Here is a 24,075-nt window from a genome sequence, read left to right as displayed (position 1 = left end):
GTCTAAAACTTATGCGTAGCGTGAAAATAAAGGAAGTGATTGATGCCCTTGAACGGTTCGCGCCTTTGCCCTTGCAGGAGAGTTATGATAATGCTGGTCTGCAAGTTGGATTGACAGAGGCGGAAGTATCAGGGGCTTTATTGTGCCTTGACGTGACGGAGAAAGTGGTGGAGGAGGCAATGCAACGTGGTTGTAACCTAATTGTTGCACATCATCCACTTATCTTCCGTAAGTTATCACAAGTGTCAGATACCGATTATGTTCAGCGTACGGTTATGAAGGCTATTAAGAACGATATAGCCATCGTTGCCATGCACACGAATCTTGATTCGGCAGAGAATGGCGTGAACTTCAAGATAGCCGAGAAACTAGGATTGAAGAACGCACATTTCTTTGGTCGGAATAAACAAGTGCTTAGTCCGCTCACAGGTAATACGATAATTGGTGGTGATGGGGTTATTGGTGAATTTGAAACACCATTAGCAGCTGATGACTTGATACTTTTACTGAAAAAGAAGTTTGATGTAGAGTGCGTTCAAGCCAATGAATTACTTCGCAGAGAGATTCGTCATGTTGCAATTTGTGGTGGTTCTGGTTCTTTCTTGTTGCGTGATGCCATTGGTGCTGGTGCCGATGCCTTCATAACGGGAGAGATGGGATACCATGAGTTCTTTGGTCATGAGCAAGAGATACAGATATGTGTTATGGGTCATTACCAGAGCGAGCAATATACAACGGAAGTACTTCGAGATGTGATAGAACGTGATACCCCAGGTGTTAAATGCTGTATATCAGAGATAAATACTAATCCGATTATCTATTTCTAGTAGGTTGAGTAGGTTTATCCAATCAATTAATCAAGCATAGGAATGGGGTTTGATAATGAATATTGAATTATAATTAAGATAAGAACTATGGCAAAGAAAGATCCAAAAGAGTTACCAGTAGAGGAGAAGCTAAAGAACCTTTTCCAGTTACAGACAACACTTTCTGCTATCGATGAGAAGCGTGCATTACGTGGTGAGTTACCACTTGAAGTACGTGACTTAGAGGATGATTTGGAAGGTTTGCACACTCGTATAGAGAAGATAGAGCAGGATATAAAGGATTTCCAGAGTGCTATCACTCAGAAGAAAGGTGATATCATTGAAGCTCAAGCAAGTTTGGAACGATACAACAAGCAGTTGGATACTGTTGCAAACAACCGTGAGTATGATACCTTAACAAAGGAGATAGAGTTCCAAACTTTAGAGATTGAGCTTTGTAATAAGAAGATAAAAGAAGCTCAGTATAAGGTTGAAGAGAAGCAAAGAGACTTAGAGGAAAATCGTGCTCTACTGGAGGATCGCCAGCATGCACTCGAAGAGAAGCGTAATGAACTGGACGAGATTATGCAGGAGACACGTGAAGAGGAAGGTCTGTTGAAAGAGAAGTCCGCTGAGCTTGAAACAAGAATTGAACCAGGATTGTTACGTAGTTTCAAACGCATTCGTCGTGGAGCTCGTAATGGATTGGGTATCGTTTATGTGCAGCGTGATGCTTGTGGTGGTTGCTTTAACAAGATTCCTCCTCAGCGTCAGTTAGATGTTAAGATGCACAAGAAAATCATTGTCTGTGAATATTGTGGTCGTATCCTTATTGATCCAGAGTTGGCTGGTGTGAAGGTAGAAAAGCCTACAGAAGATAAGCCAAAGAAGCGTAGAACAACCCGTAAGAAGAAGGAAGAAGAGGAAGACTAAATAATGTCTGATGTTGAATTCCTATAAAATGGAATTATAAAATGAAGTCCCTTATCTATGCACAATGATGCTTTAGGTAAGGGATTTTTCAGTTCTCTTGGTTACTTTCTGTGAAATTATTTGTGCCTTTAATAATATTTATTTATCTTTGCCAGTACTAAGATTGATTAGAATAAACATTAAGTTGCATGTAGGATGAGAGTTGCCTTATAGGTTCTCCCCAATCTCAAAACTATGTGTTAAATAGAACTGATTACCAAACTTAGCCATGGGAGACTGGCTCAAAATTTACTATTATGGAAGAATTAAACAATCCAAAGCCAAACAATTATTTGCCTCTCGCAATTTTCACTACTCTTTGTTGCTGTTTACCATTTGGTATCTATGCGATTATTCGTTCTATGAAGGTGAACGATTATTACATGATGAAGCAATATGATGCAGCAGCGGCAGCAGCAGCAGATGCTAAGAAGTGGAGTATTATTGGTATTGTTACGGGCGTAATCTTTCAGATAATCTACTTTGGTTTCTTGGGTGGTATGAGTTATTTAAGCGCATTATCACACTAAAAATTGAAATCTAAGAAGAGATTTATGGGGGCTCTCTTTTTGGGAGCCTCCTTATTAATCATATACTATTTTTATGATCCTGTTACTACTTCTTGGGCTCCAAAATGTCCATTTAAGGTGTTGACAGGACTGCAATGTCCAGGTTGTGGATTGCAGCGGGCATTGCATGCTTTGTTGCAGGGAAGATTCGTAGAGGCAATTCATTATAATTACTTCTTGTTATTTGGTATCCCTTATTTATTTTTATTTGGACTTCGTGCGTTGCTACCTGCTAGCAATTCTAAGCGCAGATTGACTAGAGTAATAGAGGATAGAAGACTTATTTTGACCTATGTTGTCCTCTTCTTTGTATGGCTTGTTGTGAGGAATATTTTGCATATATGATAATTCTTCTGTTATTACCATATGTTACAGACGGATAAAAGGGTTATTTTACTTTAAAGATAAAGATAATGGAACAAGAGAAAGTTAATCAATTATTAATGATGATGGGTTCGAAGATTCCATCTGAAAGTATACCAATGGTACGTGATAGATTGCTTAAGTCAGATATGAGTGAATCAGATTTTCTCATTCTAGTGAATGGTATGAAAGATCCAACTCTATCTCTTATTTTATCGATACTTGTTGGTGTCCTAGGTGTTGATAGATTTTACATCGGTGATGTTGGACTTGGAATTGGAAAGTTGTTGACCTTTGGTGGATGTTACATTTGGGCTTTGGTTGATATTTTCCTGATAATGGGAGCTACGAAAGAAAAGAACCTAGAACTCCTTTTAACCCATATTCATTAATTTGTAATTTGACGTAATGTTATTACATTCGTATTAGATTGTAAATCTAAGAAAAAGCCCTTATCTACTTGATATAAGAGTCATCAAGTAGGTAAGAGCATTGATTATTTTGTTGTTATAAAACTTCTATTGTTTCAATCCTAACATCTTCTGATGGGCGGTCGTTGCGATCTGTTTGACAATTTTGGATACGTCCAACGATGTCTAATCCTTCTTCAACTTCTCCAAATACTGTGTATTGGTTGTCAAGGAAGGGAGTACCACCTAATGTTGTATAAGCCTCATTTTGTTCTAGAGTGAATGTCGGTTTACCTTGTGACTTACACTTTTCTTTCGTTTCTTCTATCAGTTTGTCTTGTAGAGTCTGTAGTCCTACATGATCGCGATTACGTCTTAGATTCATAATTTCATCATGATGTTGTTTGGCTAATTGATTGAAGACGTCCTGCTCTTGTTGTATTCCCATTTGTCGTTCCAACTGCTTCAGTTCGGCTGATTTATATATTTTTCCCCATACAATATAAAACTGACTACCACTGCTAGCACGCTCAGGGTTTACCTCATCGCCTGTGCGAGCAGCACTTAAAGCACCACGTTTGTGGAAAAGTTGTGGGTATATGAACTCTGCGGGGATAGTATAGTCTGGACCACCAGTTCCAAGAACCTTTCCTTTAGGCGCATTCTTACTATTAGGGTCACCACCTTGTATCATGAAATCTTTGATAACACGATGGAAAAGAGTCCCATTGTAATAGCCTTCCTTTGCAAGCTTTAAGAAGTTATCACGATGTTTAGGGGTCTCATCATAAAGGCGAATAATAATGTCGCCCTCACTTGTTTTTATTTTAAGTCTTGTTGCCATAATCCTTTTAAGATATTGTTTATAATTTATAAATCGAAGTTATATGAGTGATTGGTGATAATATTTTCTATAAGAAGCAGCTAGGTTAGAAAAAGAATACTTACAATCCTCTGGCTTTAAAGATGCGTTCTTTAGCATCGTTAATGTCTTGGAATTTCTTCTCTGCCGCTTTACGAATATCCTCTCCAAGGGTTGCTACTCGGTCTGGATGATGCTTTAAAGCCATCTTTCGATAGGCTACTTTTACTTCGTCGTCAGTAGCAGTAGAAGACAAGCCCAACACTTTGTAAGCGTCTTCTATATTACTATTTGTCCTTGCCCCATTCTCCATGTTAAGCATTGAATCAACGTCCTTTGCTGTTAGTCCTAAGTGGCGTGCAACCTCCTTTAAAGCCTTTATCTCTTCTGGACTTACATATCCATCTACCTTCGCAATGATAACAAGGTAATTGAGTAATTGTAGTCGTTGACTAACGTCCATATTGTGTTTTATCTCTGCACAACTTTGATGGATGGTATTTCGAAACACCTGTATCCCTTGTTTCTTTTGTATTTCAAAGAGCTTTAAGAGTATTTCTTGTCCTTGATTTACTGCTTGTTCTCCAAAGTTCTGACGTAGGAACTGACGTACAAACTCCATCTCTGAATGCATGATTTTGTTATCTGCTTTGATGATATAAGATGATAAAACAAGCATAGAAAATAGAAAAGAATTGCGCTGTCCTTCATTGGAATGTGCATTAGAAGAACCATTCTGCCCTCCATACTGATATTGTTTATAACCATTACCTTGAGAGTAATAATCTTGGTTATTAGTGTTATAATCATTGGGGTCAGCCCTAGAATCCATCATTTCATCAATGATACTACCAAGGCAAAAACCTGCTAATGTTCCAAGAATTCCACTTCCTAACATTGTTCCTAAGGTTCCGCCAATCCAACAACCAACCCATTTCATATTTCCCATGTTGTTCTATTTTGATGTTTTCGGTCTTATTAATATTGTTCTTTATATCTTATATTAGTTCACAAAGATAATGCCAAATTGGGAGAAGCTTGTCTTTTGCCTTTGGGATTGGATGCCAAATATAATGTATATCATTGAATAGATGCAGAATGATGTAAAGTAATTTGTGTGATAAAAGATACTTTTAAGAGTTATGTATGTTAAATATTTTCGTAATTGGGAATAGCTTCTAAGAACTTATATGTTTGCTTCTCGTAATCCATCTTACAGATGTATGTAATCATACCATTTGATACAATGAGGTAATCTACATGAAGTAGTAAATTGTATACTGTGATTTGGTCAAACACTTTCTGTGTTAATGTGATATTGGGTGCTTTGTATTCTATGATCATGCGAGGGTGTAGTTGGTTATCATACAACACACTATCCGCCCTCATCCTTTTCTCTCCAATCTGCAAAGAAACCTCATTAGCAAGTAATGAGGATGGGTAATTCTTATGTTCAACGAGATAATGTATGAAGTGTTGGCGTACCCATTCTTCTGGAGTGAGTGCAACATATTTTCTACGTAGGATGTCGAAAATTTGCTTTCGACCATGTGTCTCTTTCACTCTAATTTGATATGGAGGGAGAGTAAGTTGTATCATTTTGGACAATTCCTATATATAATAAGGTGAAAACGATAAGGCGAAAGTCAAATGAAAATTTTGTTTTCTATCTCTTTTCTATTAACTTTGCATGAAAGGATTCAGCCATGGTTATGGTGAAGTTAATTCTTAATTTCTACGGAAATAGGTGACTTCAGACATGGTAACAATCTATTCTAAATGCAAAGTTAATAAAAAAGTAAATGCCAACAAAGCAAGGAGTAACATTTCAGGCTATCATGCAGGATCTTAAAAATAGGAACTTTGCCCCTTTTTATTTGTTAATGGGGGAAGAGTCTTATTACATCGATACTATATCTGACTATATTGCTTCGCACGTTCTTTTACCAGAAGAATGTGATTTTAATCAAACGATTTGTTTTGGTTCAGATGTGACTGCTGTACAAGTTACGGATATGGCTAAGCGATATCCTATGATGGCCGAATTTCAAGTGATTATAGTAAAAGAGGCGCAAAATATAAGATCTTTAGAGGCTTTAGAGGGATATCTTAAAAAACCTGTAAAATCAACTATTCTTGTCTGGTGTCATAAGAATGGGAAAATAGATACACGTAAGAAAGTTATTGGACTGGCGCAGGCAATGGGAGTAGTTTTTGAGAGTAAGAAGTTGAGAGATTACCAATTACCAGAATTCATCCAAAATTATTTGAAGTCAAAGAAGGCTACTATTGACCCTAAGTCATGCCAGATGATAGCCAATCATATTGGTTCTGATCTAAGTCGTATAGTTTCGGAACTTGATAAAATTCTAATTTATCTCCCTAATGATAATCGGCGTGTTACGCCAGATATAGTAGAGAAGGAGATTGGGGTAAGTAAAGATTTTAATGCTTTCGAATTGAGGAATGCCATTGTTTCTAAGGATATATTTAAGGCAAATCAGATAATCAAATATTTTGACAATAATCCTAAAGCCGGCTCTCTTTACTCTTTTCTTCCTTTACTTTTCTCGTTCTTTCAAAACCTTATGATACTACATTATACTCCAAATAAGAGTTCAGAACAAGACATTGCTAGGGCATTAGATTTGAATTCAACGTGGGGAATAAAAGACTTAATAATAGGTTTGAAAAATTATTCAGCACGCAAAACTATGGATATTATTTCTAAGATTCGTGAAGTTGATGGTAAGAGTAAAGGTTTGGATAATCCTTATACTGGTGCTGGAGAATTGATGAAAGAGCTAATTTTCTACGTTTTACACTAAAGTAAATGGAGATTTTTGGTAATTTGAAGTCTCAAAAATCTCCATTTCTATGCTAAAATCCTTCTTTTTCGATCTAGAATGAGTACTCTTAAAAGGGTACTTTTTTTGTGTTACTCCCTGAATAATAGGGTAGTTATGGTATTCTTACCTTCTCATTTTGAGCGTATTTTCGTTTGTCTTATACTCCGTTTATGAATATTGCAAATACGCTAAAAATAGACAGAAATTCAAAAATTGCATTTACTATTCACATTTATTATAAGTTAAGAATTTAGGATTCTTATTTACAAATACAAATAATCTGCATATTATTTACAAGTATAATAATAATAGTTTATGTAATCAAACCATATATTATGATGTAAATATGAGTATTAAAACTTATATATCTCACTTTAAAAATGTACACGAATAAATATACATCATACCATTATTAAATATAACTACTTGTAAACCAGAATTATATGAATTAATATTCTTGCTATAAAATGAAAATAGCCTAAATTTATGCGCGAACAAGTGTATAATCCTTTATTTTATCTTCTTAAATGTATAAATAGGCTTTTAATAGCCAGTTAATTAAAGATATTGACCAAAGAACAGCTTATATATGATATTCTGTTGTCTATTTTGATTTGTATATGTGTATATGAATTGCACACATTTAGTTATTTGTTATTTTAAATTGTAAACATCAAAAGTTGTATATACAAACTTATATTATTTGTGTGGAGATTTTGGTGTTTAATATTATTTGTTTACCTTTGTAAAATTAATGGAAGTATGGCTCTAGAGCCTAAAAAAGCCTATTATTTGGTTATGAAAGATAGAATTAGACAACTAATGGAGAGTCAACACATGACTCAACAGACCTTTTCAGATTTTATAGGAATATCGTCTGCATCACTCAGTAGTATCTTTACAGGGAGGACGAAACCTACTCTTAACACGGTTGAGGCTATTCGTAGTAAGTTTACAAAGATCAATCTTGATTGGTTAATGTATGGTCAAGGACCAATGTTTAAGGATCAGGTTACAGCGTCAGGAGTTGATGATGGTGAAAGTAGTGTGGTCAATGGTACAAGTTCTGAAGGTCATTTGAATTTCTCTTCAAGCCCTGCCCCATCTGTTGAGGGATATGGTCAAGGTTCTTCATCGCACGTTGCTGATACACTTAAAACACCTGCGAGAACTGAAATAAAATATGTTGACAAACCACAAAGGCGTATCACTGAGATTCGAATCTTCTTTGATGACCAGACATGGGAGAGTTTTGTTCCAAAAAAGTAAGTAGGTTAATAAAGTTGGAAGTCATCATTTCTTGTAAGGTTGTTCTATGATATTTTGCACAGAGTATAATCAGCTTTTATATCTCTGGAAGGCTGATTTCTGTCTTTGTGTTTTATCCTTTATAATCTTAGATGAGCCCTCCCTTTATGAATGGAATTTGTTTTGCTTTATTTATAGGGGATCATTTTGATAGCTGCTATTGGGTCTTTCTAATTATATAAGGTATAACCTATGATAGAAGTTGCAATGAGATAGCCTATCCGTAATCACCATCCGTACATTCCTTTGAAGATGGACTTTTACCCCGAACTTAGGTCTATGTGATAGAGTCAGAAGCAATGGAAGAAAGCTGTTAGCAGTGTTGTTTTGTCCATTTCTTTGTTTTTTCGTTGATATTTTTTGTGTATCTATCCTTTCAATAGATAATTTGTGTATCTTTGCATAAGCTAAGCAGCACTCGACAAAGCGAATGTGAACATTCCTTTGTACTCGTTTGCATTATCTTTGCATAAGCTAAGCTGCACTCGACAAAGCGAATGTGAACATTCCTTTGTACTCGTTTGCATTATCTTTGCTAAATACATTCAAAGCATAAAAAGATGAAGAAGTATGTCCTCGACTTGAAGGTCTCTTCTGTGGAGCAGGTCAATGATAAGAATGTTCTCATTCGACTCACTGATGACAAGCCTCTACCTGAGATGCTTCCTGGTCAGTTTGTAGAAGTGAGAGTGGACGGCTCACCTTCTACCTTTCTTCGCCGTCCTATTTCTATTAATTTTATCGATCGCGAACGTAATGAATTATGGTTGTTAGTTGCCACCATAGGCGATGGAACGCGCACGCTTGGGCGTCTGCATATTGGCGATAAGCTTAATTGTGTACTCCCATTGGGTAACACCTTCACTCCACCTAGTCGTCCTGGCGAACGTATCTTGCTTGTTGGCGGTGGTGTTGGAGTTGCTCCTTTGCTTTATTTTGGTAAAACCATAAAGGATGCCGGAGCCTGTCCCGTTTTTCTTTTAGGTGCTCGCACGGCATCTGATCTTGCAGAACTAGAACTTTTCAAAGCCTATGGAGAGGTGTGCATTACCACTGAAGATGGTTCAGCAGGTGAGAAAGGATTTGTTACGAATCACTCCGTTCTGTCCAAAGAACACTTCGATCGCATCTCTACTTGTGGACCTAAACCTATGATGAAGGCTGTTGCTCTGTATGCTCAAAAGGCTTCTATCCCCTGCGAAGCGTCCTTGGAGAATATGATGGCATGCGGTGTCGGAGCCTGTTTGTGTTGCGTTGAGAAGACCATTGAGGGCAATCTTTGCGTATGTAAGGAGGGTCCCGTCTTTGATACGCAGAAGTTGATGTGGTGAGAAAATAGTGATAACAACATCTGAAAACTTACGAATTAAAGCATGAGAATAAGCCTAGTATAAGGTGTAGTTATCCATAAGGTATAAGCTAAATATGTAAAAATAAATGATGAATCTATGGCAGATTTGAATGTAAATATAGGTCACTTACATCTGAAGAATCCAGTAATGACAGCCAGTGGAACATTTGGCTATGGTCTTGAGTTTGCTGATTTCGTCCCATTGGAAGAGCTTGGAGGAATAATCGTAAAGGGTACTACGCTCGAACCACGCGAAGGGAATGATTATCCACGTATGGTTGAAACACATCAAGGAATGCTTAATTGCGTTGGTCTGCAGAATAAAGGAGTGGACTACTTCATCGATCATATCTATCCCGAGATACGTGATATTGATACGAATATGATTGTTAATGTGAGTGGAAACTCTCCCGAGTCGTATGCAGAAACAGCTGCAAAACTAAACGAGCTAGATGCTATCCCTGCAATAGAAGTGAATATCTCTTGTCCTAATGTGAAAGAGGGTGGCATGTCGTTTGGCGTTACCTGTTCTGGAGCTTCTACTATTGTGAAGGCTGTCCGACAGTCTTATCACAAGACAATGATAGTGAAATTATCGCCTAATGTGACCGATATCGCTAGTATTGCACGTGCTTGTGAGGATGAGGGAGCCGATTCTGTTTCGCTCATCAACACCCTTATGGGAATGGCAATAGACATCGAACGTCGTCGTTCAAAGCTGAGTATTCGCACAGGAGGATTGAGTGGTCCTGCCATAAAAACAGTCGCTGTACGTATGGTGAATGATGTTGCAAGAGCCGTAAAGATACCAGTTATTGGGCTAGGAGGTATATCAACAGCAGAAGATGCAATAGAGTTTCTTATGGCAGGGGCAACAGCTATTCAGATAGGAACAGCCAACTTCATCGACCCAAAAGTGACCATTAAGGTGCGTGACGGAATTAATTCCTGGTTAGATAAACATGGTTGCAAGTCGGTTACAGAGATTATAAATTGCCTTGAATAAAGGGTGAGTTCAATCGCTAAATATAAGATAATATTATGAAGAAAATGCTTTTGATAGTCGATCCACAAGTCGATTTCATCAGTGGATCATTGCCAGTTCCTGGTGCAGCAGTGGCTATGGATGCACTTGCAGAGTATGTTCGTGCGCATGGCGAGGAGTATTCTGTGAAGGTTGTAACCTCCGATTGGCATCCTTATCATCATAGTTCTTTTGCTGATGAAGGTGGTCAATGGCCTCGTCATTGCGTTCAACATTCAGCTGGCGCAGCCTTATGGGAATCATTGCTAGTTGCTCTTAATGAGAGTTCTGATAGTTTTCAAATGCTTTATAAAGGCGATACTATTAATCGAGAGGAATATTCCATTCTGCAGAATAAAAGGTCTGCAAGACTGCTTTTAGAGCTCCTTGTTGATTATCACATCGATCAGATTGATGTCTGCGGACTAGCTGGTGATGTCTGCGTGTTGAATACTTGTAAGGATTTAAAGGCGATGATAGGAGAGAGGCAACTACACGTTTTGAGTGAGTTGGCTCCATCTTTAGATGGTGGCAAAGCCTTGAACGAGTTTGTAAAGACCTTGGAAGCGTAAAAGGAATTGGTTGCCAATCAATCAAGAAATCGTTATCTATGTTGGAGAAGATACTCATGTGAGTTTGAAAAGATACCACTCAGACTGGGAAAATAAACTAAAAGTTTCCGCATAATAGGTTATAAGGGAATAAATAATAGTCTATTTTCTCTTCCAACAAAGTCTTTTCTCTTGATATAAGGGCGAATGGGAGTAAGATAGAGGAGCATTTGTTCGCCTTGAAGAGAGCATAAAAGAAGAGGATGCCAACCATCAATAAGAATGGTTACGGCATCCTCTTTTTCGTATTCTTACGTCCACGACGTGTGTAGCTTATATTCGTTTGGCATTGTCAACAAGCAAAGCATCAAGTATAGTCATGGCTGCCATCGCTTCAACAATAGGTACGGCACGTGGCAGAACACATGGATCATGACGCCCATGAACTTCTATCTTCGTTGCTTCTCCCTCTTTATTGACCGTCTCTTGTTCCATCAATAAAGTGGCAACAGGCTTGAATGCAACACGGAAATAGATATCTTCACCATTGCTTATACCGCCTTGTATACCTCCACTATGATTCGTTTTTGTTTTGATATCATGCGTTTTTTGCTTGTTAGAGGAGGGGCTAAAGACATCGTTCTGTTGGCTACCTCGCCATGAGGAACCTGCAAAGCCCTCTCCATACTCGAACCCTTTCGCTGCATTGATACTAAGCATTGCAGCACCTAGTTGCGCATGTAGCTTATCGAATTCAGGCTCTCCTAATCCAACAGGGCATCCCTTAATTACACAGGTAACTACGCCTCCGATAGTATCGCCTTCACGCTTCATTTCAGCGATGAGTGCTTCCATTTCCTTCGCTTTCTCTGGTTCTGGACAGCGCACGGGATTACTTTCTATGAGCGAGAAATCATATTTTTGATAGTCTTTGTCAAGCGTTATATTACCCACCTGACTAGTGTAAGCTGTAATACTAATACCCTTCTGCTTTAGAACTAACTTTGCCAACGCACCAGCAACGACACGTGAAAGGGTGATGCGAGCCGATGCGCGACCTCCTCCTCGATAGTCTCGAATGCCATACTTATTATAATAGGTGTAATCAGCATGAGAGGGTCTAAAGAGATTGGCGATACTATCATAGTCCTTTGACTGCTGATTCCTATTCCTTACGATGAAGCCAATAGGAGTTCCTGTAGACTTTCCTTCGAATACACCACTCAGTAGTTCCACCTGATCCAGTTCCTTCCTGTCAGTCGTAATCCTACTTTGTCCAGGTTTACGTCGAGCTAATTCTCGTTGTATGAAATCGATGTCGATAGGAATACCAGGCGGCATTCCATCCACCACACCACCGACAGCCACACCATGACTCTCGCCGAAGGTAGTTAGTGTAAAGAGCTTACCAAACGTGTTCATAATCAGTTGCCACAGTTGCAGCCATCACCACATCCGCCACCACAGCCACAGCTATCACCATCGCCACAGTTGCTTCCGCAGCCTCCGCCACATCCACAATGATGCTGGTTCATGCGGTCGAAGAAGTCCTTAACTTCAGCCTCGCTTGCCTCGAGATTCTCGATAACCTGTCCGCGAAACATTAAATCCTTACCAGCGAGCGGATGGTTTAGATCAATCGTAACCTTATCCTCTGACACCTCAAGCACCTTACCCAAGAATCGTTGCCCCTGCTCGTTTTGCAATGGAACAATCGCATCTTTGTAGATATTCTTTGCGTCGAACTCACCATTCACACTGAAAGTTTCCTTGTCAAGAGCCAACACGCTGTTTGCATCATGCTCCCCGTAAGCCTGCTCCTTAGTAAGTGAGAACTCAAAGTTAGCGCCTGTTTCGTGCTTAACTATCTCTTCTTCAAAAGCTGGCAAAGCCATGTCGCAACCCGTATAGAACTGCATTGGCTTTTGTTCCTCAGTCTTTTCAATGAAGTGTTCAACTCCATTCTCTACGCTATTTAACTCATATTTGACCACGATGAGTCGATGTGTATTTTCCTTCATTATCGTTTTTTCTTTATATATAATATGTTGTAAAGGGTATGCAAAGATAGTTATTTAAAACGAGATAGAGCTTTCTTAGTTACTGATTTTTCGATTTGCAGTCCTTTAGAATATGGTTTGTAACGGAAAAGATAGTCAAAAGTATGATATTGTTGCTGATATATATCAAACCTCTTGATATGTGTCAAAAATATAAGATAAAAGCACAAAAATGTGTTGATTAATCATTGTATATGCCAAAAACCTACTAACTTTGCAATCGTAAACAAGATAAAACTACAGGTTTAAAGATAATAAGAGGCATCATTAATGACGCCTTTGACTAAAGAAAGGAAAATGAATATGAAGAAGATTGTATTGACAGTAGTAGCAGTAATGAGTATGACAATGGCTTTTGCAGCAGGTGAGAACGATAACAACACAGCAACAACCAACGCATACAAGTTCAATCTCAGCACATATGCATTGAGCCGTGCTCTTAATCTAAACCAGGATCAGGTAGATGTAGTAGAGGATATTAACCGCACTTTCTCAGCAGAGATGATGAATGCAGCTGTATCTGATAGCTCTGAGCGTGAGGCTAAAGTAAATGCTGCCATCAAGAAGGATCTTTCTTATATGCACTATGTTTTGAACAATAGTCAGTATCGCGAGTATGTAAAGCTCCTCAATGTTACATTGAACAACCGCGGTCTTAACAAGTAAACGATCCTCTTTCCTCTTCCGATAGGAGAGATTCATACAAGATATATTAAAGGCTACGAATCAGGCTTCTGATTCATAGCCTTTTTTATTGCAAAAGGCTAATAGCAATTTATCGCAGCCTTTGATATAGAAAAGAGTAGGGGTGGAATCCCTCGTCACCAGTGCTCTTTGCAAGATTAATTATTGCTGTCTATAAGAATTATGGTATTAGGGAAAGGACTTATCAAATGGTGATATTTTGTAATAAAATACTGCTAATTTGAGGGTATGTCTTTGCAATATTTTCGATGAGGAGCGTACTTTGACTCAAATACGCAAATTATGAGACATATAAAGTGGTACTTTGTAAATCGCTGATAAACACTATGTTATGTGGATTGAGGTGTCATTCTAACGAAAATAGTATTCGTTTTGCCTGAAAAACAAGGTACTTTTTGCCAAAAATCTATATATTTCTCAGCTAAAACCTATATAGGTTTTGCCCAAAAACTATATATCTTTTTGGAAAAAACTATATACTTTTTGCGCAAAAGGTATATACTTTTCAGGAAAAACCAACTTCTAACTCGATTTTCATCTATAATGTTTCCCTTTTGACTCTAGAATGAGAAATTTAAATGTAAAGTACTTTCAGAAATATAGTAAGCCATTTAAGCTATTTGAAGAAAGGTAATGTTGTCTCAAATATGTACTTTTGCACATTACAATGATATACGAACTTGGAGAGCAGATGAGGGTGTCTGCCTCCTCTTTGGTTGTTGATTAATGATTCTTCTTATAGCTTTGTACAGCCCAACAACCCATGACAAGACCGATGCCAAGGAGTGCGAGGACCTGATGTAAGATACTCTTTAAGTTTCCACCACGAATGAATACAGTACGCATCGCATCTATGAAGTAGCTTACTGGGTTGGCGTATGTAGTGAGATAAGCTGCAGCTGGCATTGACCGAGTAGGAGTAAAGAGCCCAGAGAGCAAGAGGAGTATCACAACAAAGAACCACATGACAAGTATGGCTTGCTGCATTGTGTCCGAGTAGTTGGATATTATCAAGCCGAAAGACGAGAAGAAGAGGGCTAACAACATCGCTAAGAGATAGATAAGGGCCACATTTCCCACAGGAGTAATGTCGTATAAAGCCCATGACAACAGTAGGCAAACAGTGATAACAAAGAAGGCAATCAACCAATAAGGAATTAACTTTGCAAGTATAAACGTCCATTTATTTACTGGTGTCACATTAATCTGTTCGATAGTACCAGCCTCCTTCTCACCGACAATATTCAATGTTGGCAAAAAGCCTGTTATCATCATCATTATTATCGCAAATAGTGCGGGAATCATATAACGCTTATAGTTCAGCTGTCTATTGAAGAGATAGAACGTAGAAACGTTCGTTTGCAATGCCTGCAAAGTAGGGACAGCATTGGTCGTCACCATCTGTGAGAGGTAAACAGACCCTATCGATCCCTTTGTTCCATTGACAGCATTGGCAGCAATGAGCACTTGTGGCTTGTTGCCCAAGGTCAGGTCACGACTATAATGTTGTGGTATCACCACAACGATGTCAGCCTCAGAATGTTCGATATCATTGAGTGCTGCAGTATAGGAAGGCTGTTGTCCGTGAAAAGAGAAGTAGTTATTGGCTGCAATCTCATGTACCAACTGTTGCGAAAGAGTAGACCTATCATTGTCTACTACATCCACAACAACATTCTTCACCTCCATATTCATGACCCAAGGCATGATACACATAATCATGACGGGGAACATAACAATAAGGCGGGGGAGGAACGGGTTGCGTCGAATCTGTGTAAACTCCTTTCGTAGAAGATATTTCAGTATCATAATGAAATTACTCTAATCGTTTGTTAAACATGGCGAGCGATAGTCCGAGCAGGCCGATAAGCATACAAATTAAGACTATCATCTCGTGCATCACTTGTCTTACTCCCACCCCCATAATCATCAGTTTGCGCATAGCACTGGTATAGTAACGTGTCGGAATGATAGCCGAAACGTATTGCAACACCTTTGGCATTGACTCAATAGGGAAGAACATACCAGAAAGCATCACGATAGGCATGAGCAGTACCATTGCTGATAACAACAAAGCAACTAACTGTGTTTTGGCAATGTTAGAGACGAGTAAGCCCAAAGAAAGGGCTAAGAGAATATAGATAGTAGAGATAACGAATATCCAGAACACCGACCCCTGCAAAGGAACACCGAGTAGGCTGTTTGCCATAAGTAGGATGACAATTAGGATGATGAAGGCAAGCACCAAGTAAGGAATGGCCTTTGCGATGATGATAAGTATTGGTCGAACGGGCGATACCAGCAGCACCTCCATTGTTCCCCGCTCTTTTTCGCGAACAATAGAGATAGAAGTCATCATGGCACATACCAACATCAACAGTGTTCCCATGATAGCAGGAACGAAGTTGTAAGCCGACTTCATTTGCGGGTTATACAGTAGCTTCGTGTTTACTAAGCCGTTATTCGGATTCGTAATGACGGCATTGGCGTATTGAGTCCATTGTTGAGCCATATTCGGGTCGGCACCGTCTACAATAAATTGAAGGCCTGAATGTCCGCTGGCATAGTCCTTTCCAAAGACGATAGCCAGGTCGGCCTTTTGGTCTCGGATAGCTTGTTCAGCCTCTACGGGAGTAGCAACAACCTGCGTTATCGTGAAATACTCCGATGCAGATAAGCGGTCGACAGCCTGTTGGGTGATGTAATCAGTGTTACTCATCACTATCACCGTCCGTACATTCCGCACGTCATTCCTAACGGCATAACCAAAGAGAAGCATCATGATGATAGGCATTCCAAAGAGAATCAGCATTGTTCGTTTGTCTCGAACAATGTGTTTAGCTTCCTTGATAATGAATGATATAAATTGTTTCATTGCTTGTTGGTTTCCTTTTTGCATGTTGTCATGCTGTTCTAAGCGATTTTCTCAAAAGCTCTTAAGCTTTCCACGAAAAGCTCTTAAGCTTTTTCTCAAAAGCTCCTAAGCTTTCTCAAATTAGTTCGCGAACTTTTCCTAAATTCTTCGCGAGTCTTTTGTAGCATCTTATGTGACTTAGTCTGAACTCCTCTTCGCCTGTCGAGCTAAGTAGGTAAAGACCTGGTCAATATCGGATAGTTTGAACTTCTGTTTCAGTTCCGTGGGTGTTCCAAGGGCTTTAATCTTCCCATCAACCATGATGGAGATGCGGTCGCAATATTCAGCCTCGTCCATATAGTGGGTCGTAACAAAGACGGTTATACCTCTTTGGGCGGCATCGTAGATTAATTCCCAGAACTGTCTTCGTGTAGCAGGGTCAACTCCTCCAGTCGGTTCGTCAAGGAAGACGACACCAGGAGAGTGGAAGATACTTACCGAGAAGGCCAACTTCTGTTTCCAACCTAAGGGCAGACTTGACACTAAGGTGTCACGATGTTCTGAGAAATTCAGGCGTTGGAGAAGAGCGTCGGTCTTGTGTTTAATCTCTTTATCGTCCATTCCGTAGATACCAGCAAACAGACTGATATTCTCTGCCACAGTAAGATCTTCATAGAGAGAGAACTTCTGACTCATATAGCCAATGTGCTTCTTTATCTGCTCATAGTCTGTTCGGATGTCGTATCCCACAACTCTTCCCGTCCCACTTGTGGGCTGGCTGAGTCCTGTGAGCATGTGCATCGCTGTAGTCTTACCAGCTCCGTTGGCCCCAAGAAAGCCGAAGATTTCCCCCTTTCTCACCGTGAAGGAGATGTCGTCAACAGCATGGAAAGTGCCGAAAGCCTTTACCAGATGTTCCACTTCAATTACGTTTTCTGTTGTGCTTCCCACCTTGCTGTTATCATGCTTTTCATCATGCTCAAGGTTGGGAGGACTAAAGATGTCGCTAAACTCATGGAGTATCTTCTCTGGCGAACCAATACCTCTTATCTTGCCTTCCGATAGGAAAGCCACCCGTTCACAGCGTCTCACCTCATCAAGATAAGGCGTGGAGGCAACGATGGTAATCTCTCGCTCTTTTAGTAGGGAGAGTATGTCCCATAACTCCTTACGGCTAACAGGGTCGACACCCGTTGTCGGCTCGTCCAAGAAGAGGACACTCGGCTTATGAACAAGAGCACAGCAGAGGGCTAACTTCTGCTTCATACCACCCGATAGTGCGCCAGCCTTGCGGTCTTTGAAGGGTTCTATCTGCGAATAGATAGCCTTGATAGCATCGTAGTTCTCCTCAACTGTGGTACCAAAGAGCGTTGCAAAGAAATGAAGGTTCTCCTCTACTGTTAAGTCTTGATAGAGTGAGAATTTCCCTGGCATATATCCAACCCGCTTTCTTATCTCCTTCATTTGCTGTATGACATCGTACCCCTCAACCCTTACGGAGCCTTCGTCAGGAAGGAGCAAAGAGCAGAGAATGCGATAGAGTGACGTCTTACCCGCACCATCTGGGCCGATAACACCGAAGAGCTCACCTTTCCTTACTGAAAAGCTGACGTCTTGCAATGCTTGTACTTTGCCGTATCGCTTAGCTACTTGGTTTACTTCTATTGCGTTCATCAGCATTGTTAAAATTTCACCTCACCGTACATTCCTATCTTCACATAGCCATCGTTCGTGAATTGTATCTTAATGGCATACACCAAGTCGGCCCTTTCGTCGTCTGTAACAATAGTCTTTGGCGTAAACTCTGAACGGCTTGATATCCAGGTGACCACACCATTATAGGTTTTCTTCTGACCTTTCCCATAGTCGGCCATGACTTTTACCTTCTGTCCTATCTTCACACGTTTCAATTGCTCGGAGGTAACGTATGCACGGAGAAACATCCTCTTGGTGTCGGCAATCTTAAAGAGTGGCCTACCAACAGGGACATACTCTCCTGCCTCAACATACTTCTCCAAGACCATTCCTGTAATCGGACTCCGCACGAAGGTATGGGCTATTTGGTCGTCAAGTTGGGCTTGTTGCGTACGTACTCCAGCCTGTTGGGCATTGATGCCAGCCTGTTGTGCGTCTATACCCTCCATCTGTGCCGTAATCCCTTTGTTCTGTTCGGCTAAAGAAGTGTTCTGACTGCTTATCTGTTCTTCTGTGGCAGCAAGTTGTTTCAGCAATACTTGTATCTGATAGTCTATGTCATCAACTTGCTTCCGAGCGACGGCTCCGTCCTGCAAAAGCTCCGCAAAGCGTTGACGCTCCCGTTGCTGGTTTGCTATCTGCTGTCGGATGGCTGCTACCTGCTTCTTCAAATCGAGTTGTTTGCTGCTTGTTGCCTGCTGATTAGCAGCCAACTGGCGTTTGTTAGCGGCTAATTGTCCGTGCGTGGCAGCGAGCTGTTCGTTGCTACTCCTTAGTTGTTCACGTTTCAAAGTGAGTTGTCGAGCATCAATCTGACCCACTGTCAAACCTCCATTCAACACCTGTCCTTCGGTCACATTGAAGTTCTCAAGCTGTCCAGTCGACTCTGCCGACACTGTTACCTCAGTAGCCTCAAATGTCCCCGTAGCGTCATAGTCTTTCTTGTCTTTCGCACATGATGCCATCATCAGAGCACCGAGGCTTATTAAAAGAAGCTTTTTCATATCTTTAGTTGTTTTATTCGTTGTTGGTGAACTTTAGGTTATACATCTCTTTGAGCATGTCAATCTCGTGTATAGCTTGCTGTGCCTTAGCTGCGTTCTCATTGTTAATCTCTCTCAACAAACTATTTACATCAATAATTCCATGAGCCAGTTTCGACTCAGCAGCCTTACGGATATGGGTGCGCAGGTCGATGATTTCGTCGTCGTTCTGCATCATTTTGCGGTACCTATTTACATTTTCTTTCTGTTGTATCTCGTCTATACTGTTGTTAAACAAGAATACTTCTCGTGCATTCTCTATTTGTTCTCGTTGTAGTCTCAGTCTTGCTTTATCATTCTTATGAGTATAGAGTGCACCGATGTTCCACGATAGTTTTACGCCCACTAAGCCGTTCAGACTCCATTTATGTTGCATCATATCCTCAAACATATTGAGTCCCGGATAACCATAATAGCCTTGTGCAAAGAGTCCTAAGTGTGGCTTTAATCGTGCGTCTAAAGCTTTCTCCTGTGTTTCTGAAAGGCGTAATTGATTGTCAAAGAGCCTTATCTCTGGTCGAGTATTCGTTGATACAACTGCGTCAAGGGCTTTGGGTTTCTGCAGGTGAGTGATTTCAATGCCACAGAAGAGGCTTAGCATCCTACTTAACATCTCTTTCTGTGCTTTCAGACTCTCGTTAGCTTGCTCTGCGCTAAGCCGTTCGGCCCTCACGTTCTCGTAGTCGCTTGTTGCTGCCGTACCACCTTTCACCATGGCAGAGAGTTTCTGCTCGCTCGATTGTAGCAGTGCTTTGACATCGTCATTGAGCTTGATTTGTTCGTCAAGGAGCAAGAGTGAGAAGTATAACTCATTGACCCTTCTTCGCACCTGATATAGATTTACCTCATTCTCAGCCTCCTGTACCTTTCCTTCTTGGCTGGCTATCTTACGCTGACCACTGATAACGCCACCGTCATAAATAGGTTGCTGAACATCAATAGACAGTTTATATTGGTCTTTCCTTAAACCTTTCATCTTCAGTCCTACCTGCTGGAACATACTTTGCAGATGGTCAGGCCATGCAGCAACAGCGCTCTGATAAGTAGCTTGGGCAGCTGCTGTCACCTGTGGCAACCACCCTTTCTGAATGTTCTTAACCGTTAAGTCGGTCGTCTTAGCTATCAAGTCATAACGCTTGATAATGGGATAGTGCTTCTCTGCCGCACGTTGGCACTCATCTAATGTCTGTGCTTGTGCAACTGATGCCGAAGCTAATAATGCAAGAATTAATATTTTCTTCTTCATGTCCTATTCTATCGTTTCATAACCAATTAACATCTATGATGCTGACAAAGATAGTCTATTTGATGGAGTGGTTGGTTATTAAATACACAGAAAAGATGGTCAGATTGTACGATTTCTGGGCTTTCCTGCCTTTCATTCAGAGGATTAATACTAATTTTGTAATCGAATCATACAATAAGAACATATTATGGGAGAAGTCAAGACCATCAACCCTTTTTCGATGGATAATATCGATATTAACGAACTATCGAAACAAAAGGAACGAATCATGATGGCGGATGATGTCGTGGTAGTTCTCAATGGGCACTTGCAGCACACACGCTTTCTTGAGAAGGAAAAGATCTATCAGATAGTCGAACCACGACTAGTTCTTGGTATGGACGGACAAGCTGATATTTGTTTAAACCTGCAAGACTATCATCTAGAGAAAGGCTGTTTACTACTATTGCCATCTGATACAATCCTTGAAATAAAGAATGTTTCAGATGATGCGCGTGTAGTTGCTCTTGGCTTCCGAGAGGGGATTAACCTTACAGATGAGATTGTTCTCAATGCTTCACCAGCAGAGTTTAGTCGTATCCTACGTATGATTTATCTTACATGGGACATCCTTCAACTTAAACCTTATCGGCGAAAAACTATCCAAAACCTACTCCAATCGATTATTTCAGACATTCAATATATAAAGGATATAGCAGATGAAAGTGAGAAGCACGACCAAAGTACTCGTACACAAGATGTCTTTATGCAATTCAAACGATTGGTACATAAGTATTGTTTCTGCGAACGTTCTATTCCATTCTATGCGTCACAATTACATGTAACTCCGCATCATTTGTCTGCTATCATTCGGAAAGCTAGTGGGCATAGCGTCATGTATTGGATTAATCGTGCTACCATTCAGGAGGCGAAACTACTATTGAAAACAAACAATGCGATGGGATATGAGATTGCTGATCAGTTGCATTTCTCTAGTGCATCAGCCTTCTCTAAATTCTTTAAGAGGGAAACAGGCATGACACCAAAGATGTATCAAGAGGACATGAAATAATGAGGGGAAGGGAGAGGGGGCTTGAGCAATCAAGCACTTTTTTTCTTCTTTTCCTTGCTCCTTTCATTTTATCTTCTTACCTTTGCGCCCGTGAAACAATTAGCAATGACATATCCAGTGAACAAAGTACTGCAAAGAATTATCAAGTTCTTTGCATCTTTTTGCACTTTATCTTTGGTCAATCCAAATAATTTGCTAACACACACACACACACACATTCGCACCTAGCGTCTAATAACACATTTTTTCTTCTCGCATACGCGCGCGCGAAGCGTGCCGTAACCCCTGTAAACAAAGGACTTCTAGGAGTTTCCTTTGTTCGCTTTTTTATGCCCTTTTGTGAATTCGATTTTAAGCAAAATAAGAACGAAATAACAGCTATTTTAATCAATAAAGTTATGAGAAAAGAACAAACTAAGAAGGATTATTCTGCACCCAGTTGCATGATAATCCAAGTAAACGAGACCACTAATTTGATGGACACGTCTTTCCCAAGTCAACATAATCCTGCACAGTCAGGTGGAACCTTTGGTGATGCAAAGCAGACACCTAGTTGGATGTCAGAAGACGAGGAAGACGAAACCCCATCATGGGAAGACTAACAGAGAGTTATTAACAAAGAGAACAAAGTAAAAATGAAGAAAACAATGAAAAGACTTTCCTTTAAGTCAGGGCTTCTGTCATTGATAGCATTATGCAGTATGGCTTTGACAATCGGCTCTTGTGCGAATGATGACGTAGCACAGAACCCAACAATACCTAACGACGATAAGAATTTGACGACCTTTTCAGCAGGTAATCCCTCAACCCGTACCTCAATGGAGAGCAACGGCAAGTTCTTTTGGGAAGCAGGCGACAAGATTTATGTAAAGGACGATAACGGTGCCTGGCACGCAAGTAGCAACTCACCAACAGGTAAGACAGCTAACTTTAAGTTCAAAGTGCCTGGCACTTACACAGCCCACACGTCATACGAGGTTTATTATCCTGGGCAAGGCGGTAGCAATGACCAAGCTGTTATCGCTGCTTCTCAAAGCCAAGCAGAGCCAAACACTACCTCCCACTTCGGTGCAGCAGGCGATTGCGGTATGGCAACGGCAACTAAAGTACCAGGTAAACAACAGTTTGCTTTTACCCTTGACCATAAGGCTGCATATCTCCTCTTCTTGCCACACACGAACAACACTATTTTGCATAATTGTTACCTAACCAAAGTAGAGGTAAATTCAGACAATGATATTACCGATACTTACACCCTTGACCCAACAACAGGCAAACTAACAGGCATAGGCACTGGCAAGCAAATTGTGCTGACAACGACAGGTAGCGGAACATTTGCTAACGGTTTTCCTTTGACTAATAGCACAACAAGTGCAGCCACTAATGGTGCTTATATGGTGATAAAACCAGGAACTCACACCTTAAAAATACGTTATTGGGTGAAGGACGTTGCAACAAGCGTGGAGGGAACTATAACCAAGACATTAGCATCAGCAACCTACGACCAAAACAAGTATTACAACATCACTGCTAACTTTGACGTACGCAACTACGATGGCGACCATTATTACATGTGGGACGCCCAGGAACAATATTGGAAGGGTCACGAATGGAATCACGGCGGTAGTCAGCCAACACTTAGCAGTAATCTCCCAAATGCAACAACATCCAGCGACTACGCCCAGAGCAACACTGACCTACGTTACTACAACACAAGTTACCCAGGTAATGGCATAAGCAACCCCGCTATCCACTCATGTAAAGACCTTCCCAACGTGAACGAGATGACATGGTACGCAAAGTACGGCGATCCACGTTGGGATGCAGATGAATTATGGACAACTATGGGTCATTTATATAAAGGTGGTATGTGGTTTAAGAAGAAGTCTGTATTACAGGCAGAGGGTCATTACGACACCGAGAAATCTGCCGACGGTACAACCGACTTTCGTACAACACAGAAGGGCTATGGCAACTACAGCAGTAGTATCAACAACTCTGGCCTCCCTTCTGCCGCCGATGCAGGTAATTACTTCTACCTGCCCGCCTTGGGTTGCTACCGCACTGGTCTGCTGAACGAAGTTGGCAGCAACGGCTACTATTGGTCATCAAGTGCTGACCCAGAGGGCACACGCAGCGCGTACAGCCTGTTCTTCTTCGGTGGCTTCGGTGGCTTCGGTAGCTACGTCAGTGTGTTCAGCAGCGGCTACCGCAACAGCGGGTACAGGGTCGACGGTTTCGAGTAGTCCTCGCGCTTGTTCGTGGTCTGTTTTGTACCCAGCGAATGGGTAGAGTTGTACCCAGCGAAGAAGTACGATCGTACCCAGCGAATGGGTAGGGAGTCTACCCAACGGGC

General features: G+C 40.6%; 24 protein-coding genes. 14 read left to right on the top strand and 10 right to left on the bottom strand.

Annotated elements, in window-relative coordinates; translation table 11 throughout:
- The first annotated feature begins 11 nt into the window (after nucleotides 1-11).
- The 5 genes from HMPREF9969_RS05415 (at nucleotide 12) to HMPREF9969_RS05395 (ending at nucleotide 3,102) form a co-directional block, all read left to right on the top strand.
- Complete coding sequence (locus HMPREF9969_RS05415) at nucleotides 12-827, top strand: Nif3-like dinuclear metal center hexameric protein (RefSeq protein WP_036895150.1); 816 nt, start codon at nucleotides 12-14, stop codon at nucleotides 825-827.
- A gap of 87 nt (nucleotides 828-914) precedes the next feature.
- Nucleotides 915-1,739, top strand: coding sequence for a zinc ribbon domain-containing protein (locus HMPREF9969_RS05410; RefSeq protein WP_009434915.1), 825 nt, complete (start codon nucleotides 915-917; stop codon nucleotides 1,737-1,739).
- 296 nt (nucleotides 1,740-2,035) lie between these two features.
- Nucleotides 2,036-2,308 (top strand): CD225/dispanin family protein, encoded by a 273-nt coding sequence (locus HMPREF9969_RS05405; RefSeq protein ID WP_009434837.1) that lies wholly within the window; start codon nucleotides 2,036-2,038, stop codon nucleotides 2,306-2,308.
- A gap of 24 nt (nucleotides 2,309-2,332) precedes the next feature.
- On the top strand, nucleotides 2,333-2,692 hold the full coding sequence (locus tag HMPREF9969_RS05400; protein ID WP_083835290.1) for a DUF2752 domain-containing protein: 360 nt from the start codon (nucleotides 2,333-2,335) through the stop codon (nucleotides 2,690-2,692).
- 68 nt (nucleotides 2,693-2,760) lie between these two features.
- Nucleotides 2,761-3,102, top strand: a complete 342-nt coding sequence (locus tag HMPREF9969_RS05395) for a TM2 domain-containing protein (protein ID WP_009434917.1) — start codon at nucleotides 2,761-2,763, stop codon at nucleotides 3,100-3,102.
- 115 nt (nucleotides 3,103-3,217) lie between these two features.
- Here HMPREF9969_RS05395 and HMPREF9969_RS05390 read toward each other — a convergent pair whose 3' ends face one another.
- The 3 genes from HMPREF9969_RS05390 to HMPREF9969_RS05380 form a co-directional block, all read right to left on the bottom strand.
- Nucleotides 3,218-3,964, bottom strand: a complete 747-nt coding sequence (locus tag HMPREF9969_RS05390; protein ID WP_009434836.1) for a peptidylprolyl isomerase — start codon at nucleotides 3,962-3,964, stop codon at nucleotides 3,218-3,220.
- A 100-nt stretch (nucleotides 3,965-4,064) separates the two neighbouring features.
- Complete coding sequence (locus tag HMPREF9969_RS05385; protein WP_036895148.1) at nucleotides 4,065-4,931, bottom strand: DnaJ domain-containing protein; 867 nt, start codon at nucleotides 4,929-4,931, stop codon at nucleotides 4,065-4,067.
- 200 nt (nucleotides 4,932-5,131) lie between these two features.
- Nucleotides 5,132-5,581 carry a type I restriction enzyme HsdR N-terminal domain-containing protein gene (locus tag HMPREF9969_RS05380; RefSeq protein WP_009434921.1) on the bottom strand — a complete coding sequence of 150 codons (450 nt, stop codon included), beginning with the start codon at nucleotides 5,579-5,581 and terminating at the stop codon, nucleotides 5,132-5,134.
- 203 nt (nucleotides 5,582-5,784) lie between these two features.
- On the opposite strand from HMPREF9969_RS05380, the gene holA reads away from it, so the two are divergent.
- The 5 genes from holA (at nucleotide 5,785) to HMPREF9969_RS05355 (ending at nucleotide 11,086) form a co-directional block, all read left to right on the top strand.
- Nucleotides 5,785-6,810: a DNA polymerase III subunit delta gene (gene holA / locus HMPREF9969_RS05375; RefSeq protein ID WP_009434828.1), complete on the top strand. Its 1,026-nt coding sequence runs from the start codon at nucleotides 5,785-5,787 to the stop codon at nucleotides 6,808-6,810.
- A gap of 819 nt (nucleotides 6,811-7,629) precedes the next feature.
- Nucleotides 7,630-8,100, top strand: coding sequence for a helix-turn-helix domain-containing protein (locus tag HMPREF9969_RS05370; RefSeq protein ID WP_232212652.1), 471 nt, complete (start codon nucleotides 7,630-7,632; stop codon nucleotides 8,098-8,100).
- 599 nt (nucleotides 8,101-8,699) lie between these two features.
- The gene (locus HMPREF9969_RS05365; protein WP_009434788.1) at nucleotides 8,700-9,470 is read left to right on the top strand and encodes a dihydroorotate dehydrogenase electron transfer subunit; all 771 of its coding nucleotides are present in this window, start codon (nucleotides 8,700-8,702) and stop codon (nucleotides 9,468-9,470) included.
- Nucleotides 9,471-9,587: 117 nt separating this feature from the next.
- Nucleotides 9,588-10,496 carry a dihydroorotate dehydrogenase gene (locus HMPREF9969_RS05360; RefSeq protein ID WP_009434857.1) on the top strand — a complete coding sequence of 303 codons (909 nt, stop codon included), beginning with the start codon at nucleotides 9,588-9,590 and terminating at the stop codon, nucleotides 10,494-10,496.
- Between the two features lie 35 nt (nucleotides 10,497-10,531).
- On the top strand, nucleotides 10,532-11,086 hold the full coding sequence (locus HMPREF9969_RS05355; RefSeq protein ID WP_009434886.1) for an isochorismatase family protein: 555 nt from the start codon (nucleotides 10,532-10,534) through the stop codon (nucleotides 11,084-11,086).
- A 312-nt stretch (nucleotides 11,087-11,398) separates the two neighbouring features.
- Here HMPREF9969_RS05355 and aroC read toward each other — a convergent pair whose 3' ends face one another.
- Both aroC and HMPREF9969_RS05345 read right to left on the bottom strand, forming a co-directional pair.
- Nucleotides 11,399-12,487: a chorismate synthase gene (gene aroC / locus HMPREF9969_RS05350; RefSeq protein WP_009434834.1), complete on the bottom strand. Its 1,089-nt coding sequence runs from the start codon at nucleotides 12,485-12,487 to the stop codon at nucleotides 11,399-11,401.
- Nucleotides 12,488-12,489: 2 nt separating this feature from the next.
- Nucleotides 12,490-13,086, bottom strand: a complete 597-nt coding sequence (locus HMPREF9969_RS05345) for a peptidylprolyl isomerase (protein ID WP_009434799.1) — start codon at nucleotides 13,084-13,086, stop codon at nucleotides 12,490-12,492.
- A gap of 336 nt (nucleotides 13,087-13,422) precedes the next feature.
- On the opposite strand from HMPREF9969_RS05345, the gene HMPREF9969_RS05340 reads away from it, so the two are divergent.
- Entirely contained in the window at nucleotides 13,423-13,791 is a 369-nt protein-coding gene (locus tag HMPREF9969_RS05340; RefSeq protein ID WP_009434823.1) for a hypothetical protein, read from the top strand.
- A 762-nt stretch (nucleotides 13,792-14,553) separates the two neighbouring features.
- On the opposite strand, the gene HMPREF9969_RS05335 is transcribed toward HMPREF9969_RS05340, so the two are convergent.
- The 5 genes from HMPREF9969_RS05335 to HMPREF9969_RS05315 all read right to left on the bottom strand — a co-directional run bounded on the left by HMPREF9969_RS05335 (nucleotide 14,554) and on the right by HMPREF9969_RS05315 (nucleotide 20,668).
- Entirely contained in the window at nucleotides 14,554-15,639 is a 1,086-nt protein-coding gene (locus tag HMPREF9969_RS05335) for an ABC transporter permease (protein ID WP_009434899.1), read from the bottom strand.
- 7 nt (nucleotides 15,640-15,646) lie between these two features.
- Nucleotides 15,647-16,705, bottom strand: a complete 1,059-nt coding sequence (locus tag HMPREF9969_RS05330) for an ABC transporter permease (RefSeq protein ID WP_036895203.1) — start codon at nucleotides 16,703-16,705, stop codon at nucleotides 15,647-15,649.
- Between the two features lie 177 nt (nucleotides 16,706-16,882).
- The gene (locus tag HMPREF9969_RS05325; protein ID WP_009434919.1) at nucleotides 16,883-18,358 is read right to left on the bottom strand and encodes an ATP-binding cassette domain-containing protein; all 1,476 of its coding nucleotides are present in this window, start codon (nucleotides 18,356-18,358) and stop codon (nucleotides 16,883-16,885) included.
- An 8-nt stretch (nucleotides 18,359-18,366) separates the two neighbouring features.
- Nucleotides 18,367-19,383 carry an HlyD family secretion protein gene (locus HMPREF9969_RS05320; protein WP_009434800.1) on the bottom strand — a complete coding sequence of 339 codons (1,017 nt, stop codon included), beginning with the start codon at nucleotides 19,381-19,383 and terminating at the stop codon, nucleotides 18,367-18,369.
- A gap of 13 nt (nucleotides 19,384-19,396) precedes the next feature.
- Nucleotides 19,397-20,668, bottom strand: a complete 1,272-nt coding sequence (locus HMPREF9969_RS05315) for a TolC family protein (RefSeq protein ID WP_009434890.1) — start codon at nucleotides 20,666-20,668, stop codon at nucleotides 19,397-19,399.
- 187 nt (nucleotides 20,669-20,855) lie between these two features.
- Here HMPREF9969_RS05315 and HMPREF9969_RS05310 point away from each other — a divergent pair, with 187 nt between their 5' ends.
- The 3 genes from HMPREF9969_RS05310 (at nucleotide 20,856) to HMPREF9969_RS05300 (ending at nucleotide 23,965) form a co-directional block, all read left to right on the top strand.
- Nucleotides 20,856-21,719 carry a helix-turn-helix domain-containing protein gene (locus tag HMPREF9969_RS05310; RefSeq protein WP_009434812.1) on the top strand — a complete coding sequence of 288 codons (864 nt, stop codon included), beginning with the start codon at nucleotides 20,856-20,858 and terminating at the stop codon, nucleotides 21,717-21,719.
- A gap of 398 nt (nucleotides 21,720-22,117) precedes the next feature.
- Nucleotides 22,118-22,321 carry a hypothetical protein gene (locus HMPREF9969_RS05305; RefSeq protein WP_036895195.1) on the top strand — a complete coding sequence of 68 codons (204 nt, stop codon included), beginning with the start codon at nucleotides 22,118-22,120 and terminating at the stop codon, nucleotides 22,319-22,321.
- A 33-nt stretch (nucleotides 22,322-22,354) separates the two neighbouring features.
- Nucleotides 22,355-23,965, top strand: coding sequence for a hypothetical protein (locus HMPREF9969_RS05300; protein ID WP_009434931.1), 1,611 nt, complete (start codon nucleotides 22,355-22,357; stop codon nucleotides 23,963-23,965).
- The last annotated feature ends 110 nt before the right edge of the window (nucleotides 23,966-24,075 follow it).

Origin of the sequence: Prevotella sp. oral taxon 306 str. F0472 (assembly GCF_000257925.1) — a bacterium.
Classification (GTDB): Bacteria; Bacteroidota; Bacteroidia; order Bacteroidales; family Bacteroidaceae; genus Prevotella; species Prevotella vespertina.
This window is presented reverse-complemented; position numbering and strand designations above follow the sequence as displayed.

Excerpts from the sequence above, each read along its gene's own strand:
- HMPREF9969_RS05360 (WP_009434857.1), top strand. The coding sequence starts at position 9,588 with ATGGCAGATTTGAATGTAAATATAGGTCACTTACATCTGAAGAATCCA.
- aroC (WP_009434834.1), bottom strand. The coding sequence starts at position 12,487 with ATGAACACGTTTGGTAAGCTCTTTACACTAACTACCTTCGGCGAGAGT.
- HMPREF9969_RS05335 (WP_009434899.1), bottom strand. The coding sequence starts at position 15,639 with ATGATACTGAAATATCTTCTACGAAAGGAGTTTACACAGATTCGACGC.
- HMPREF9969_RS05345 (WP_009434799.1), bottom strand. The coding sequence starts at position 13,086 with ATGAAGGAAAATACACATCGACTCATCGTGGTCAAATATGAGTTAAAT.
- HMPREF9969_RS05405 (WP_009434837.1), top strand. The coding sequence starts at position 2,036 with ATGGAAGAATTAAACAATCCAAAGCCAAACAATTATTTGCCTCTCGCA.
- HMPREF9969_RS05395 (WP_009434917.1), top strand. The coding sequence starts at position 2,761 with ATGGAACAAGAGAAAGTTAATCAATTATTAATGATGATGGGTTCGAAG.
- HMPREF9969_RS05300 (WP_009434931.1), top strand. The coding sequence starts at position 22,355 with ATGAAGAAAACAATGAAAAGACTTTCCTTTAAGTCAGGGCTTCTGTCA.
- HMPREF9969_RS05385 (WP_036895148.1), bottom strand. The coding sequence starts at position 4,931 with ATGGGAAATATGAAATGGGTTGGTTGTTGGATTGGCGGAACCTTAGGA.
- HMPREF9969_RS05380 (WP_009434921.1), bottom strand. The coding sequence starts at position 5,581 with ATGATACAACTTACTCTCCCTCCATATCAAATTAGAGTGAAAGAGACA.
- HMPREF9969_RS05305 (WP_036895195.1), top strand. The coding sequence starts at position 22,118 with ATGAGAAAAGAACAAACTAAGAAGGATTATTCTGCACCCAGTTGCATG.
- HMPREF9969_RS05340 (WP_009434823.1), top strand. The coding sequence starts at position 13,423 with ATGAATATGAAGAAGATTGTATTGACAGTAGTAGCAGTAATGAGTATG.
- HMPREF9969_RS05315 (WP_009434890.1), bottom strand. The coding sequence starts at position 20,668 with ATGAAGAAGAAAATATTAATTCTTGCATTATTAGCTTCGGCATCAGTT.
- HMPREF9969_RS05365 (WP_009434788.1), top strand. The coding sequence starts at position 8,700 with ATGAAGAAGTATGTCCTCGACTTGAAGGTCTCTTCTGTGGAGCAGGTC.
- HMPREF9969_RS05400 (WP_083835290.1), top strand. The coding sequence starts at position 2,333 with ATGGGGGCTCTCTTTTTGGGAGCCTCCTTATTAATCATATACTATTTT.
- holA (WP_009434828.1), top strand. The coding sequence starts at position 5,785 with ATGCCAACAAAGCAAGGAGTAACATTTCAGGCTATCATGCAGGATCTT.
- HMPREF9969_RS05355 (WP_009434886.1), top strand. The coding sequence starts at position 10,532 with ATGAAGAAAATGCTTTTGATAGTCGATCCACAAGTCGATTTCATCAGT.
- HMPREF9969_RS05330 (WP_036895203.1), bottom strand. The coding sequence starts at position 16,705 with ATGAAACAATTTATATCATTCATTATCAAGGAAGCTAAACACATTGTT.
- HMPREF9969_RS05410 (WP_009434915.1), top strand. The coding sequence starts at position 915 with ATGGCAAAGAAAGATCCAAAAGAGTTACCAGTAGAGGAGAAGCTAAAG.
- HMPREF9969_RS05415 (WP_036895150.1), top strand. The coding sequence starts at position 12 with ATGCGTAGCGTGAAAATAAAGGAAGTGATTGATGCCCTTGAACGGTTC.
- HMPREF9969_RS05320 (WP_009434800.1), bottom strand. The coding sequence starts at position 19,383 with ATGAAAAAGCTTCTTTTAATAAGCCTCGGTGCTCTGATGATGGCATCA.
- HMPREF9969_RS05390 (WP_009434836.1), bottom strand. The coding sequence starts at position 3,964 with ATGGCAACAAGACTTAAAATAAAAACAAGTGAGGGCGACATTATTATT.
- HMPREF9969_RS05310 (WP_009434812.1), top strand. The coding sequence starts at position 20,856 with ATGGGAGAAGTCAAGACCATCAACCCTTTTTCGATGGATAATATCGAT.
- HMPREF9969_RS05370 (WP_232212652.1), top strand. The coding sequence starts at position 7,630 with ATGAAAGATAGAATTAGACAACTAATGGAGAGTCAACACATGACTCAA.
- HMPREF9969_RS05325 (WP_009434919.1), bottom strand. The coding sequence starts at position 18,358 with ATGAACGCAATAGAAGTAAACCAAGTAGCTAAGCGATACGGCAAAGTA.